Below are 14,225 nucleotides of genomic sequence, written 5' to 3'. Positions count from 1 at the left end.
ATGAAAAAAGGCACCCGAAGGTGCCTTTTTTGCTGCGCATCGTTGCCAACTTGTTGAAAACGCTACGCTATATCTGGTGGGCGGTACTGGGATCGAACCAGTGGCTTCCACCGTGTGAAGGTGGCACTCTACCGCTGAGTTAACCGCCCGGTAGGTGAAGAGCGCATTGTAGTAATGGGTCGGAGGGCTGTCAAGCGGGTGCGCGAAATTTCTTTTGCGGAGGGGGCAAGGGGAACTTGCCGGTGGGCGGGGTTTTCTGGGTTTTGAGGGGGGCGTAGATCCACCCGGTTGCACATCCCGCCCCATCCGATACTTTCATGTTGCGTGTTCGTGTATCCCTGGCCCGTGTCGGGCTACTGCTTGTCGTGTGTGCCTTTCAGCCTGCCCGGGCGGAGTTGTTGGGCGAGGAGGATCTGGCGGAGGTGGTGCGCAAACCGGCCATTGGGCTTTACAAGGGCTATGCGGAGTTCAAGATGGCCCACTATGCGGAGGCGAAGCAGATCTGGACGGCGCTGGCGGAGCGGGGGATGGGCGAGGCCTGGTTCAACCTGGGAATTCTGGCCGAAGACGGGCTGGGCGAGCCGCAGGATGGCGCGGAGGCGCGGCGGCGTTACGAGAAGGCCGCCCTGGCCGGCAGCCGCAACGCCGCCCTGCGCCTGGGTACGTCCCTGCAGACTCACCGTTTTGGCGCGCCGGATGTGGCTGGCGCCCGCCACTGGCTGAAAACGGCAGCCGACATGGGGGACGATGAGGCCGCAACGCAGCTGGCGGTGCTGGATGGCACGACGCAGCGACCGGTCAGCGCCGCCGACCGGCGTCTGGCCCAGGCGCGCCGCCTGGAGGCCGATGGCAGCCTGCCCGATGCGCTGGCGGCCTACCGGGCGATTGCCGATGCGGGCGACCCTCGGGGGCTGACGCGCCTGGCCTGGTTGCATGAGGCGGGGCGGGGTGTGCCGCGCAATCTGGGCGAGGCGGCACGCCTGTTCCGCCAGGCTGCCGAGGCCGGTGAGCCCGAGGGGCAGTACGCCCTGTCGGTGATGCTGGAGACGGGGGCCGGGCAGGCGCAGGACGGTGCGCAGGCGCTGCGCTGGCTGCGGGCATCGGCGGAGGGCCGTTATCCGCCGGCCATCGAGGCGTTGAAGGCACGCTGAGCCGGGCTTTTGTGGGGTCGAATTCATTCGACCGCGGGCTTGGATCAAAGGCAGGCCGGTGATTGAACGCACGGAGGTCGAATAAATTCGACCCCACGGGGAGCCGGCGTGCTGGCGGTCAGATGACTTCAAACTGAGTAAATCAGGATGAATTCGACCCCACGGGACGCTAGATGGTGGTGGCCCGGGCCACGCGGCGGCTGTCGATGGCGATGAGCGCGCCGGCCACGCCGATCACCAGCATGCCGCCAAGGGCGATCCGGTCGGGGAGCTGTTCGAAGACCAGCCAGCCGAACAGGGTGGCCCACAGCAACTGCACGTAGAGCAGGGGCGAGAGCAGGGAGGCGGGGGCTTCGCGGAAGGCGCGGGTGAGCAGGAAGTGCCCGCAGCCGGCCAGCACGCCCATGGCGCCCATGGCCAGGTAGTCAGGGGCGGTGGGTTCCGGGCCGTGGTTCATCCACGGTAGGGCCGCGGTGGTCAGGGCGCTGCCGATGAGCGCGGTGTGGAACAGCAGGGTGACCGGGGTTTCGGTGTTCGACATCTTGCGGGTGAGGATCTGGTAGAGCGCATACACCACCGCGGCGGCGAGGGCGAAGGCGATGCCTTCGGGCACCAGGCCGCTGCCGGGCCGCGCCACCAGCAGCACGCCGCCAAAGCCCAGCAGCACGGCCAGCCAGCGCAGGGCACCGATCTTTTCGCCGAGGATGGGGCGCGCCAGCAGCACCACGATGACCGGCGAGGCGAAGATGATGGCGGTGGCTTCGGCCAGGGGCATGCGCTGGAAGGCCGCCACGCCGCAAAGGCTGGTGGATAGCAGGAGCAGGCCGCGCACCAGGTGCATGCCCGGCCGCCGGGTGGCGAAGAGCCGGCTGCGCAGGGCCGGGCCGAGCATCACCAGCATGAGCAGCAGGTGCACGGTGTAACGCGCCCACACCAGCAGCGGCACCGGAAAGCGGGTGCTCAGGTGCTTGGTGGTGACGTCGAGCATCACGAAGAGCAGCAGCGAGACCATGGCCAGGCCGATGCCCAGCAGCGGGCGCTGGGTGTGGCTCACGCGCCGAGGGAAAACAGGAAGATGGCGCCCTGGTCGGGACGGCTCTCGGCGCGGATCCAGCCGCCGTGGCGCCGCACGATGCGATGCACGGTGGCCAGGCCGATGCCGCTGCCCTCGAACTCGGCTGCGGCGTGAAAGCGCTGGAAGGGCGTGAACAGCTTGGTGGCGTCGGCGCGGTTGAAACCCACCCCGTTGTCCGCCACGAAATAGGCCATGCCCTCCGGCTCCTGGCGCAGCCCGAAGCGGATGCACGGCCGGGCCACCGGGCGGGTGAACTTCCAGGCGTTGCCGATGAGGTTCTCGAGCACGGTGCGCAGCAGCACCGGGTCGCACTCGGCATGGATGCCGGGCTGGATCTCGAAGCGCACCCCGCGCTCGGGGAACTCGTCGGCAAAATCCCGGGCGATGCTGCTGGCTGTGGCGGAGAGGTCGGTGTCCCGGCGCTGCAGGGGCTTGCGGACGTGGCGTGACAGGTCGAGCAGATCGTCGATCAGGCTGGCCATGCGCCGGGCCGCCTCGCGCACCCGGTTGAGGTGGTCCATGCCCTCGGGGCCGAGGGTGGCGGCGTGCTCGTCCATGACCACGCTGGAGAAGCCTTCGATGGCACGCAGGGGGGTGCGCAGGTCGTGGGAGACGGAGTAGCTGAAGGATTCGAGCTCGGCCAGGGTGGCGCTGAGTTCGTCGGTGCGTCGGGCAACCCGCTCTTCGAGGGTGGCGTTGAGGGCCCGGACCTGTTCTTCCATCTGCAGCCGGTCGGTGATGTCGCGGCCCACCACGACCAGCATCTGGCGGCTGCCGTCCGGGTTGAAGACGGGCGTCTTGATCACGTCCAGGTGGCAGATTGTGCCGTCGGCGTCGGGCAGGTGGTCGATGTAGCGGTAGCCCTCCGGGGTGTTCCACGCCTGTTCGTTGGTGGCGGCGCAGTTGAGCAGGGGGGCCGCCCGGGGGGGCGTGGCGAGGCCCGCCAGTTCCTCTTCGGTCAGGCCGGCGTAATGGACGCCGGTGAGCCCGAAGAGCTGCAGCCCGGCCCGGTTGCTGATGAGCCAGCGGTTGTCCCCGTCCTTCACGATGATCACGTCAGGGGTGGATTCGATGATCCGGTGCAGGCGCTCTTCGCCCTCGCGCCGGGCCAGGCGCACGCGCTGGTCGATGAGCTCCTGCTCCTGCTCGGCGATGATCTCCCGCAGGAAGGCAACGTAGCGTCCCTCCAGGCTGGTCACGATGTCGTGCTCGGAAAGGATGCCCACCAGGCGCCCGCCGCGCATCACCAGCAGGTGGCGGATGCCGGCCTGCTGCATGGTCTGGGCGGCCGACCAGACCGAGGTGGAGGCCTGGATGCTGATCGGATTCGAGGTCATCACCTGGGCCAGGGTGATGTCGGCGATCCGTGCGTTGCGCGACAGCAGCACGGTCAGGTCGTGGAAGGTGAACACCCCCACCGGCAGCCCGGCGGATTCGGCCACCACGCAGCCGATGTTGTACTGGCGCATCTGGCGGATGGCCTGATCGACCCCCGAGGTGTCCGGAATGGTGTGGGGGCGGGGGCTCATGACGTGACCCACGGTGTCCAGGTGGGTGAAATGCTCAACGCCCAGGGCCGCCAGCAGCTCGGTTTCGGAGATCAGCACGCCGGGGTCTTCGGCACTGTCCTCGATGCGGATATGCCGGCTGCCGTGGCGCACCAGCAGGCGATAGGCCTCGCGCAGGTCGGTGTCGGGGTAGCCGACGGGCGGGTTGGGGTCGCAGGCTTCGCCGAGCATCAGGCTGGTGGGGTCGCCATCCAGGCAGGCCCGGGCGGCGCTGCGTTCGGTGATGATGCCCACGTAGCGTTCGTCGCACATCACGATGGCTCCCGAAACCCGTTGCTTCAGCAGGGTGCCGAGGGCTTCGGCCAGGGGCATCTCGGCCGGCAGGCGCAGGGTAATGGGCGAGCAGACGTCCTTCAGGGTGCCGCCGTGGGTGGATTGCCGGAGCGGGTTCATGGGGGCGTTATCGGGGCCGGGGGCCGAAGCCAGTGGTTCAGAATCCGGCGGGCGGCGCCAGCCATCTCGTCGGCGAGCAGGCCGGTGTCCAGGCCCAGTTCGGCGCACAGGCTGTCGCCGGCCAGGCCATGGAGATGCACGCCGGCCAGCAGGGCATCCCGGGGCGGCCAGCCGCGGGCGAGGAGGGCGCAGATGAGGCCGGTGAGCACGTCGCCCATGCCGGCCGTGGCCATGGCGGGGTTGCCGGTGGTGTTGATCCACCAGGCGCCATCGGGCCCGGCGATCACGCTGCCACAGCCCTTCAGCACAACCCAGGCCTGGTAGCGGCGGGCCAGGGCGCAGGCTGCGGCGACCCGGTCGGCCTGGATGGCGGCGGTGGTGCAGGCCAGCAGGCGGGCCGCTTCGGCCGGGTGGGGGGTGAGTACGGCAGGCCGGGCACGCCCGGCGAGGGCCGCTTGCAGCGCGGTGTCGCGGGCCACCAGGTTGAGGGCGTCCGCATCCAGCACCAGGGGCGTGGCTGCCCCCAGGGCCGTTGCCACCAGGGTGCGGGCCGCGTCGCACTGGCCCAGGCCCGGGCCCACGGCGAGGGCGCCGAGGCCGGCCTCGTCGAGCAGCGCGACGGCGCTGCGGAACATCAGCTCGGGGCGCAGCAGGTCGACGGCCAGGGCTGCCGGGTCGAGCAGGCCGACCAGCACCCGGCCGGCACCCAGGTAGGCCGCCGCCCGCCCGGCCAGCAGGGCTGCGCCGACCATGCCCGGCGCGCCGCCGATGATGGCCGCGTCGCCGTAGCTGCCCTTGTGGCTGTTGCGCCGGCGGGGCTGCAGGTGGGCGCCGAACAGGGCCGGGCGCACGGCGTGGCCGGGGGCCGGGGCCAGGGCTTCGGCGTCCAGGTCCAGGGTGGCCAGGTGCAGGGTGCCGCACCGGTCGGGGCCGTCCAGGGTGAGCAGCCCGGGCTTGAGGGCGATGAAGGTGAGGGTGTGGTCGGCCTGGAAGCAGGCGCCGGGGCAGCCGCCGGTGTCCGCATCCAGGCCGCTGGGAATGTCCAGGGCCAGGCGCAGGCCCGGCGCGGCCGACATCTGGGTGATCCAGTTGCCGTACAGGCCTTCGATGGGGCGCTGCAGGCCGATGCCGAACAGGGCGTCGATGACCAGCGCCCAGCCCCCCTCGGGGGGCGGTGGCAGGGTGGTGTGGGTGGTGCCGCCAAAGGCCAGCCAGGCGGCGTGGGCGGCGGCGGCGTCGGCGGGCAGGCGGATGGGGTCGGCGGCAAAGGCCACGCTCACGTGGTGACCGGCGGCATGCAGGCGGCGGGCCACCACGAAACCGTCGCCGCCGTTGTTGCCGGGCCCGCAGGCCACCAGCACCGCGGCACCCGGGGCGGGCAGCAGCTCGAGGGCCAGCGCCGCGGCGGCAGCGCCGGCCCGTTCCATCAGGGGCGGTACGGCGCCGGGGAGGGCCAGGGCCTCGATGGCGCGGATGGCGGCGACGGGGTAGATCGGGGGGGCGGGCATGCGGTTATGGAGTTCAGATGTTTTCCATTAGTTCGAAAGCCATTTCCCGCAGGTCGTGAAATTCACTTTCGCCAATGTTCAGGTGTTGCAGCACGTGGGGGCGGATGCGCAGCCAGCTGGCGTCCTCGCTCATGCGCATGAAGCTGCCCACGAAGCAGTCGGACAGGGCGGCGAGGCTGATCAGGGTGCGGCAGCGGGCGTCGTCGGTTTCGGCGTCGGGGGCGAAGATGGACAGATCGTGGTGCACCAGGGTGGCCCGGCTGATGTCCTCGGCGAGGCCCCAGTTGCGGGTGAGAAAGCAGCCGATGGCGGCGTGGTGGGTGGCGTGCCGGGCCTCTTCCACTTCGGTGAAGCTGCGGCTGTCATCACTGTTGGCCACCTGCAGGGTGTCCCGGTAGTCGGGAAAGCGCTGCATCAGCACGGCAATGCCGCAATCGTGGAACAGCCCGAAGGTGTAGGCGTGGTCGGCGGGAACGCCCCGGAACTCCTTGGTCAGGCGGGCTGACAGCTGGGCGACGCGGATGCTGCTGTCCCAGAAGCGGTCCAGCCGCACCGGCCCGGTGATGCTGCTGCGCAGGGCAAAGCCGGCCACCAGGCTGGCCAGCACGCGGCTGCCGAGCACCGGGATGGCCTGCTGCACGGTGCTGACCTTGCGGCTGAGGCCGAAGGCCGGGGAGTTGGCCACCTTCATCACCGCGGCAGCCAGGGCCACGTCGCTGTTGATGATCTGCCCGACCACCGACAGGGACATGTTGGGCGATTCGATTTCCTTCTGCAGACGGGTGAGCACCTCGGGACGGGGCGGGATGCCGATGCCTTTGACGAGGCGTTCGACATCGGCGGGTGCGGGAGTGGACATGGGGGTGGGCGTCGAAAGGTGTGCCCTGATTCTAGCCGACCCGGGGGGCTACGCAGCACCTACGCAATCTGACGTATTCCGGCGCGGAGGAGGGCTCCGTAATCTTCAAACCGTTGCTGCACCGCATTAAACCGAATCCACCGATCCAAGGAGCCCTCGATGCAAAACCGTCGCACCTTCCTCAAGGCCGCTGTTCTCTCCGCCTCCATCGCCGCCATGGGCGGCCTGTCTGCCAGTGCCTACGCGGCCGACACCATCAAGGTCGGTATCCTGCACTCCCTGTCCGGCACCATGGCCATCTCCGAGACCGCGCTCAAGGAGACCGCGCTGATGACCATCGAGGAAATCAACGCCAAGGGCGGCGTGCTGGGCAAGAAGCTCGAGCCGGTGGTGGTGGACCCGGCCTCCGACTGGCCGAAGTTTGCCGAGAAGGCCCGCCAGCTGCTGTCCCAGGACAAGGTGGCGGTGACCTTCGGCTGCTGGACCTCGGTGTCCCGCAAGTCGGTGCTGCCGGTGTACAAGGAGCTCAACGGCCTGCTGTTCTACCCGGTGCAGTACGAGGGTGAGGAGCTCGAGAAGAACGTCTTCTACACCGGCGCAGCCCCCAACCAGCAGGCCATCCCGGCGGTGGAATACCTGATGAGCAAGGAAGGCGGCTCGGCCAAGCGCTTCGTGCTGCTGGGCACCGACTATGTGTATCCGCGCACCACCAACAAGATCCTGCGCGCCTTCCTCAAGAGCAAGGGCGTGGCCGATGCGGACATCATCGAGGAATACACCCCCTTCGGTCACTCCGACTACCAGACCATCATCGCCAAGATCAAGAAGTTCGCCGGCGAGGGCAAGAAGACGGCGGTGATCTCCACCATCAACGGCGACTCCAACGTGCCCTTCTACAAGGAGCTGGGCAACGCCGGCCTGAAGGCCAAGGACGTGCCGGTGGTGGCCTTCTCGGTGGGTGAGGAGGAGCTGCGCGGCGTCGATGCCAAGCCCCTGGTCGGCCACCTGGCCGCCTGGAACTACTTCATGTCGGTGAAGAACCCCGAGAACGACAAGTTCATCAAGATGTACCGGGACTGGGCCAAGAAGGCCAAGCTGCCCAAGGCCGACACCGTGGTCACCAACGACCCGATGGAAGCCACCTACGTGGGCATCCACATGTGGGCCCAGGCCGTCGAGAAGGCCAAGTCCACCGACACCGACAAGGTCATCGCCGCCATGGGAGGGCAGACCTTCAAGGCGCCGTCGGGCTTCACCCTCAAGATGGACGAGACCAACCACCACCTGCACAAGCCGGTGTTCATCGGCGAGATCAAGGCTGACGGCCAGTTCAACACCGTGTGGAAGACCAAGGGCCCGATCCGCGCCCAGCCCTGGAGCCCCTTCATCCCGGGCAACGAAAGCAAGCAGAAGCTGTAAGCGCTCGCGACCTCCTCTCGCGAAGGCAGTAGTTGGCCGGCAATGGGCTCCGGGCCCGGAGCCGGCTTTTTTTGGAGGAGGTGATGTGCTTGTGGGGTCGAATTCATTCGACCTCCCCGCCTTGATTCACCTCCGAGGTCGAATGAATTCGACCCCACGGGGCTTTGCCCTGTACCCATCCCAACCCCGGGGGATCCCATGAAACGACTTCTCTTTCTGATCAGCCTGTGGCTGTGGGCCGGCGTTGCCGCCGCAGCCCTCGACCCGGCCAGGGTCAAGGACCTGGCCTCGGACGATTTCGACGTCAAACAGGCCGCCGTGGCTGCCCTGGCTGCCGCGGGTGACGACGCCGACGCCCAGCGCCTGCTCAAGGCGCTGTCGGACGACGCCGTGGCCGTTGCCGGCGAGCGTGTCGTGATCGTGGCCGGCGACCAGGTGCTGGATGCAGCCACCGGCGCCGCCATCAAGCCCGCGCCGGCCAACTCCGAATCCCTGAGCCTCAACAACAGCCTGCGCCAGCAGGTGGACGGTGCCCTGGCTGCCGTGCGCCTGCTGTCCACCGACCGGGCCGAGCGCCTCGCCGCAGCCCGTGCCCTGCTCGCCGACATGGGCGACGGCGCAGCCCTGCTGCCGCTTTTCGACAAGGCCCTGGCCCAGGAGCAGGACGGCGAGATCAAGCCCATCCTGGCCCAGCTCGCCGCCCAGGCGGCTCTGGGCAGCCCCGACGTCGCCCGCCGCCTGCAGGCCGTGCGCGACTTGTCGGGCTCGGGCAGCGCGGCGGTCAAGGCCCTGCTGCTGCCCCTGCTGGACGCCGCCAATGAACCCGAAGAGAAGGTGCGCCTGGAGGCCGGCACGGCCATCAAGGCCATCGACGCACGCCTGGCCTGGAGCGACACCGCCGGGCAGATCTTCACCGGCATCTCCCTGGGCTCCATCCTGCTGCTGGCGGCCCTGGGCCTGGCCATCACCTACGGGGTGATGGGCGTCATCAACATGGCCCATGGCGAGCTGCTGATGGTGGGGGCCTACTCCGCCTACGCCATGCAGGCCCTGTTCCGGGCGAAGTTTCCGGAGTTCGTCGATTACTACGTGCTGGCGGCGGTGCCGGTGGCCTTCTTCGTGGCGGCAGCCGTGGGCATGCTGATGGAGCGCACGGTGATCCGGCACCTGTATGGCCGGCCCCTGGAGACCCTGCTGGCCACCTGGGGCCTGTCCCTGGTGCTGATCCAGGCGGCGCGCCTGCTCTTCGGTGCCCAGAACGTGGAGGTGGCCAACCCGGCGTGGATGTCCGGCGGCGTGCAGCTGGCCGAAAACCTCTCCCTGCCCTGGAACCGCCTGGTCATCGTGGCCTTCTCCGGCTTCGTGCTGCTGCTGGTGTGGCTGATGATGAACAAGACCCGCCTGGGCATGTTCGTCCGTGCCGTCACCCAGAACCGCCCCATGGCCGGCTGCGTGGGCGTGCCCACGGCGCGCATCGACACCCTGGCCTTCGGCATCGGCTCGGGCATTGCCGGGCTGGGCGGGGTGGCCCTGTCGCAGATCGCCAACGTGGGCCCCGACATGGGCCAGGGCTACATCGTCGATTCCTTCATGGTGGTGGTGCTCGGCGGTGTGGGCCAGCTGGCCGGCGCGGTGTGGGCGGCCCTGGGCCTGGGCGTGGTTACCAAGTTCCTCGAAGGCTGGGCCGGGGCGGTGATCGCCAAGATCCTGGTGCTGGTCTTCATCATCATCTTCATCCAGAAGCGACCCCAGGGGCTGTTCGCCCTCAAGGGCCGGTTCGTCGATTGAGCGGAGGACACGCCCATGCGCACACCTTTGACCGTCAAACTCTTCGCAGGCCTCGGCCCGCGGGGCTGGCTGGCCGTGGCGGCCGTCGCCTTCATCGCCTGGGTGCTGGTCCCCATGGCCCACCTGATGCTGCCCGAGAGCCACCCGCTGCACGTCTCCACCTACGCCATCACCCTGATCGGCAAGATCCTGTGCTACGCCGTGGTGGCGGTGGCCATGGACTTGATCTGGGGCTTCGGCGGCATCCTGAGTCTTGGCCACGGGCTGTTCTTCGCCCTGGGCGGCTACAGCTTCGGCATGTACCTGATGCGCCAGATCGGCCGCGAAGGCAGCTATCAGAGCGACCTGCCGGACTTCATGGTCTTCCTGGACTGGAAGGAACTGCCCTGGTACTGGAGCGGCTCCGATCACTTCCTGTGGGCGCTGTTCCTGGCCATTGCCGTGCCCGGCGTGGTGGCCTGGATCTTTGGCTACTTTGCCTTCCGCTCGCGCATCAAGGGGGTGTATTTCTCGATCATCACCCAGGCCATGACCTACGCGGCCATGCTGTTCTTCTTCCGCAACGAGACCGGCTTTGGCGGCAACAACGGTTTCACCGACTTCAAGCGCATCCTGGGCTACTCCATCACCGCGCCGGAAACCCGGCTGGTGCTGTTCGGCCTGTCGGTGGCCCTGCTGCTGGCGGTGATCATCCTCGGCAAGGTGCTGATCGCCTCCAAGTTCGGCAAGGTGCTCACCGCCATCCGCGACTCGGAAAACCGCGTCATGTTCATCGGCTACAACCCGGTGCACTACAAGCTCTTCATCTGGACCCTGTCGGCCATGCTGTGCGGCCTGGCCGGCGCCCTCTACGTGCCCCAGGTGGGCATCATCAACCCCTCCGAGATGTCGGTGGCCAACTCCATCGAGATCGCCATCTGGGTGGCGGTGGGTGGGCGCGGCACCCTGGTCGGGCCGGTGCTGGGCGCGGGCATCGTCAATCTGTCCAAGACCTGGTTCACCACCAGCTTCCCGGAATACTGGCTGTTCTTCCTGGGCCTGCTGTTCATCCTCGTCACCCTCTACCTGCCCCAGGGTGTGGTCGGGCTGTGGGCCAAGATCAAGGCCCGCCGGGCCGAGAAGGCGGCCATCGCCGCGTCCCGGGCCGAGGTGGCCGCCGCACCGGCGCCCCGCGCTCCGGCCGCCGAATCCAAGATCCCCAACGGCACCGCCGCCAAAGGAGCCTGAGCATGCGCGTCGAATCCTCCATCTCCCGCAACGCCCCGGCCGACGGCCAGCAGGAACACTGGGACGGTGCCGCCAGCACCGGCCACGTCCTCAAGCCTGGCGAGCTCGACCTCTCCCACGGGGTCATGCTCTACCTGGATGACATCACGGTGAGCTTTGATGGCTTCCGCGCCCTCAACAAGCTGTCCCTGCAGATCGACGCCGGTGAGCTGCGCTGCATCATCGGCCCCAACGGCGCGGGCAAGACCACCATGATGGACGTCATTACCGGCAAGACCCGGCCCGATTCGGGCAAGGCCTTCTTCGGGCAGACCATCGACCTGACCCGCCTGACCGAGCCGCAGATCGCCCACACCGGCATCGGCCGCAAATTCCAGAAGCCCACGGTGTTCGAGAACCACACCGTCTTCGAGAACCTGGAGCTGGCCCTGAAGACCGACAAGCAGGTCAAGAAGAGCCTGTTCGCCCGCCTGTTCGGCGATGACCTGGACAAGATCTCCGACACCCTCCGGCAGATCCGCCTGGCCGACCAGGCCGACCGGCCCGCCGGGCTGCTCTCCCACGGCCAGAAGCAGTGGCTGGAGATCGGCATGCTGCTGGTGCAGGACCCGAAGCTGCTGCTGCTGGACGAGCCCGTGGCCGGCATGACCGACGACGAAACCGAGCGCACCGCCGAGCTGTTCGTCAGCCTCAAGGGCAAGCACTCCCTGATGGTGGTGGAGCACGACATGGCCTTCGTCGAGGCCCTGGGCGGCAAGGTTACGGTGCTGTGCGAAGGCTCGGTGCTGGCCGAAGGCGACCTGGCCACCGTGCAGGCCGATCCGAGGGTCATCGAGGTGTATCTGGGCCGGTAACAAGGCAAATATTCAAAGAGGAACACGCAATGCTCACCGTCACCAACCTCAACCAGTACTACGGCGGCTCCCACATCCTGCGCAACCTCAGCTTCGAGGTGCCCATGGGCAAGGTCACGACCCTGCTCGGGCGCAACGGGGTGGGCAAGACCACCTTGCTCAAGACCCTGATGGGCCTGGTGCCCGCCGCCACCGGCAGCGTCCAGCTGGGCGGTGAGGACATCACCAAGGCCCCCAGCTACGGCCGCGTGCGCGCCGGCATCGGCTACGTGCCCCAGGGGCGCGAGATCTTTCCGCGCCTCACCGTGGAGGAGAACCTGCTGATGGGTCTTGCCACCCGGCCCGCCGGCAGCGAGGTGCCGGCCCGCATCTTCGAGATGTTCCCGGTGCTCAAGCAGATGATGCGGCGCCGCGGCGGTGACCTCTCCGGCGGCCAGCAGCAACAGCTCGCCATCGGCCGCGCCCTGGCCCCGGGGCCGACGCTGCTGATCCTCGACGAGCCCACCGAGGGCATCCAGCCTTCCATCATCAAGGACATCGAACGCGCCATCCGCGCCCTGGCTGAGACCGGCGAAATGGCCATCCTGCTGGTGGAGCAGTACTACGACTTCGCCCGCTCCCTGGCCGACCACTATCTGCTGATGGAGCGCGGCGAGATCATCAGCGCCGGGCGGGGCGACGAGATGGAGGCCAACAAGGTGCGGGAGATGCTGTCGGTGTGAGGAGGCGCCGGGCGCATTCAGGATGTTGCCCAGGATGCGCATTATCGGTATGGTCGCAAGCATCCATCCAAGCCGGAGTTCGCCATGGCTGCCAGCAATACTTCACCGAATGTCGCCAAGAAGGCCACCAACGTGTCCTTGTCCGAGACGGTGCTCGCCGAGGCCAAGGCCTTGCGCATCAACATCTCCCAGGCAGCCGAATCCGGTGTGGTCAGGGCGGTAGCCGAAAAACGCGCGGAACTGTGGGTGGCAGAGAACGCCAAGGCTTTCGAGTGCTGGAATGACTACGTGGAGAAGAACGGTCTGCCTTTGGCCAAGTACCGGAGCTTCTGATGTCGCAGTACACCGTCTACAAGAACCCCGAGGGGCGCGGCTACCTTCTGGATCTGCAGGCCGGCATCAACAGTCATTTCTCGACTCGGGTTGTCGCCCCCCTGTTTCTGCTGGAGGAGATTCCGGTCTTCGCCAAGGGGCTGAATCCGGTTTTCGAGGTTGAGGGGCAGCGCGTCGTCATGATGACCCAGGGCATGGCCGCCGTGCCGGTACAGATGCTCAAACAGCCGGTCATGTCACTGGCTGATCGACGGGTGGAGATTGTTGCGGCCCTGGATCTGTTGTTTCAGGGGTTTTAGGCTCGGCAGTCTGTTGCTCGCGAGGGCGGGTAACTTCATCTGTTTTCCTCATCGGCACGCGTCTTGCTGTTTCAACCCCCATGCCGGTGACGATTTCTCCCCCCCTTGGGGCGCGGCCTTCCGAGGTCGCTGATTTATCAAACAATAACGCCCGCAATTGGTGCGCCCGCCTGGAGCTTGGCTTCGAGGCTCGCGCTGGCTATGGCACTGTATTGGTGCATCGGCGCCATGAGGGCCCGCTTCGGGTGCAGAAAGCCCTCTATCCCGAAGGGCCGGACGTCTGTCATGCCCTGATGCTGCACCCGCCGGCCGGCATTGCCGGGGGGGATGCGCTCACCGTGCAGCTGCGGGTGGGGGCGGGGGCCAAGGCCCTGATCACCACTCCGGGCGCCGGCAAGTGGTATCGCAGCAACGGCCCGTTGGCTACCCAGCGACTGGACTTCGCGGTGGCGGCGGGGGGCGTGCTCGAGTGGCTGCCCCAGGAGAGCATCGTTTTCGATCAGGTCCGTGGCCGCACCGAGACGGTGGTGCGCCTGGCCGGCGACGCGGTGTACATCGGGCTGGATCTGCTGTGCCTGGGGCGCACGGCCTCCGGCGAGCGCCTGACCCGGGGTGAGCTGCGCCTGGCTTCGCGCATCGAGCGGGACGGGCGGCTCGTGTGGTGCGAGCAGGGGCGGATCGAGGGGGGCTCGCGCCTGCTGGTCTCGCCCGTGGGGCTGCGTGGCCAGCCGGTGACGGGCAGCCTGCTGGTGGTGGCCGAGGGGCTCGACACGGCATTGCTGGAGGCCTGCCGGGCGATCCGGCCGCAGGTGGGGGAGGGGGCGGTGACCCGCCTGCCCGACCTGCTGGTGGCCCGCTACCTGGGGCCCTCGGCCGAGGCCGCCCGGGCCTGGTTCGTCGCCCTGTGGGCGGTGCTGCGGCCGGCCATCGTGGGGCGCCCGGCGGCGGTACCCCGGATCTGGCATACCTGATATTCATGGGCACGGATGGCCGGTAGGCGGCCTGTGCCCCAGACTGACACGAAAGAAG

At 68.0% G+C, this 14,225-nt stretch carries 13 protein-coding genes and 1 tRNA gene; 9 read left to right on the top strand and 5 right to left on the bottom strand.

The window, feature by feature from the left end:
• Window positions 1-74 precede the first annotated feature (74 nt).
• Window positions 75-149: transfer RNA gene (locus tag L6Q67_RS21030), tRNA-Val, on the bottom strand.
• 168 nt (window positions 150-317) lie between these two features.
• Between L6Q67_RS21030 and L6Q67_RS21025 the strand changes: the two genes are divergently transcribed.
• Complete coding sequence (locus L6Q67_RS21025; RefSeq protein ID WP_296574422.1) at window positions 318-1,151, top strand: tetratricopeptide repeat protein; 834 nt, start codon at window positions 318-320, stop codon at window positions 1,149-1,151.
• A 169-nt stretch (window positions 1,152-1,320) separates the two neighbouring features.
• Here the strand turns inward: L6Q67_RS21025 and L6Q67_RS21020 are convergent, their stop codons facing one another.
• From L6Q67_RS21020 to L6Q67_RS21005, 4 genes are read right to left on the bottom strand one after another with little or no spacing between them, the layout of a single operon-like run.
• Complete coding sequence (locus L6Q67_RS21020) at window positions 1,321-2,205, bottom strand: DMT family transporter (protein ID WP_296574420.1); 885 nt, start codon at window positions 2,203-2,205, stop codon at window positions 1,321-1,323.
• The gene (locus L6Q67_RS21015) at window positions 2,202-4,187 is read right to left on the bottom strand and encodes a CBS domain-containing protein (protein ID WP_296574417.1); all 1,986 of its coding nucleotides are present in this window, start codon (window positions 4,185-4,187) and stop codon (window positions 2,202-2,204) included. The genes L6Q67_RS21020 and L6Q67_RS21015 overlap by 4 nt, the downstream gene beginning before the upstream one ends.
• The gene (locus tag L6Q67_RS21010) at window positions 4,184-5,695 is read right to left on the bottom strand and encodes an NAD(P)H-hydrate dehydratase (protein ID WP_296574415.1); all 1,512 of its coding nucleotides are present in this window, start codon (window positions 5,693-5,695) and stop codon (window positions 4,184-4,186) included. Before L6Q67_RS21010 ends, L6Q67_RS21015 begins: the two co-directional genes overlap by 4 nt.
• Before the next feature lie 13 nt (window positions 5,696-5,708).
• The gene (locus L6Q67_RS21005) at window positions 5,709-6,554 is read right to left on the bottom strand and encodes an HDOD domain-containing protein (protein WP_296574412.1); all 846 of its coding nucleotides are present in this window, start codon (window positions 6,552-6,554) and stop codon (window positions 5,709-5,711) included.
• Between the two features lie 159 nt (window positions 6,555-6,713).
• On the opposite strand from L6Q67_RS21005, the gene urtA reads away from it, so the two are divergent.
• From urtA to L6Q67_RS20965, 8 genes are all read left to right on the top strand, one after another.
• Entirely contained in the window at window positions 6,714-7,973 is a 1,260-nt protein-coding gene (gene urtA / locus L6Q67_RS21000; protein WP_296574409.1) for an urea ABC transporter substrate-binding protein, read from the top strand.
• Window positions 7,974-8,171: 198 nt separating this feature from the next.
• A complete protein-coding gene (gene urtB, locus L6Q67_RS20995) occupies window positions 8,172-9,761 on the top strand; it encodes an urea ABC transporter permease subunit UrtB (protein ID WP_296574406.1) in 1,590 nt (529 codons plus the stop codon).
• A 15-nt stretch (window positions 9,762-9,776) separates the two neighbouring features.
• On the top strand, window positions 9,777-10,988 hold the full coding sequence (gene urtC, locus L6Q67_RS20990) for an urea ABC transporter permease subunit UrtC (RefSeq protein ID WP_296574403.1): 1,212 nt from the start codon (window positions 9,777-9,779) through the stop codon (window positions 10,986-10,988).
• A gap of 2 nt (window positions 10,989-10,990) precedes the next feature.
• Window positions 10,991-11,842: an urea ABC transporter ATP-binding protein UrtD gene (urtD, locus tag L6Q67_RS20985; RefSeq protein ID WP_296574401.1), complete on the top strand. Its 852-nt coding sequence runs from the start codon at window positions 10,991-10,993 to the stop codon at window positions 11,840-11,842.
• 29 nt (window positions 11,843-11,871) lie between these two features.
• Entirely contained in the window at window positions 11,872-12,564 is a 693-nt protein-coding gene (gene urtE / locus L6Q67_RS20980) for an urea ABC transporter ATP-binding subunit UrtE (protein ID WP_296574397.1), read from the top strand.
• 84 nt (window positions 12,565-12,648) lie between these two features.
• On the top strand, window positions 12,649-12,897 hold the full coding sequence (locus tag L6Q67_RS20975) for a type II toxin-antitoxin system CcdA family antitoxin (RefSeq protein ID WP_296574388.1): 249 nt from the start codon (window positions 12,649-12,651) through the stop codon (window positions 12,895-12,897).
• Window positions 12,897-13,196: a CcdB family protein gene (locus L6Q67_RS20970; protein WP_296574385.1), complete on the top strand. Its 300-nt coding sequence runs from the start codon at window positions 12,897-12,899 to the stop codon at window positions 13,194-13,196. The genes L6Q67_RS20975 and L6Q67_RS20970 overlap by 1 nt, the downstream gene beginning before the upstream one ends.
• Window positions 13,197-13,441: 245 nt before the next feature.
• The gene (locus tag L6Q67_RS20965) at window positions 13,442-14,167 is read left to right on the top strand and encodes an urease accessory protein UreD (protein ID WP_296574382.1); all 726 of its coding nucleotides are present in this window, start codon (window positions 13,442-13,444) and stop codon (window positions 14,165-14,167) included.
• Window positions 14,168-14,225 lie beyond the last annotated feature (58 nt).

Source organism: Zoogloea sp., from assembly GCF_023150065.1.
In the GTDB taxonomy this organism is placed as follows: domain Bacteria; phylum Pseudomonadota; class Gammaproteobacteria; order Burkholderiales; family Rhodocyclaceae; genus Zoogloea.
This window is presented reverse-complemented; position numbering and strand designations above follow the sequence as displayed.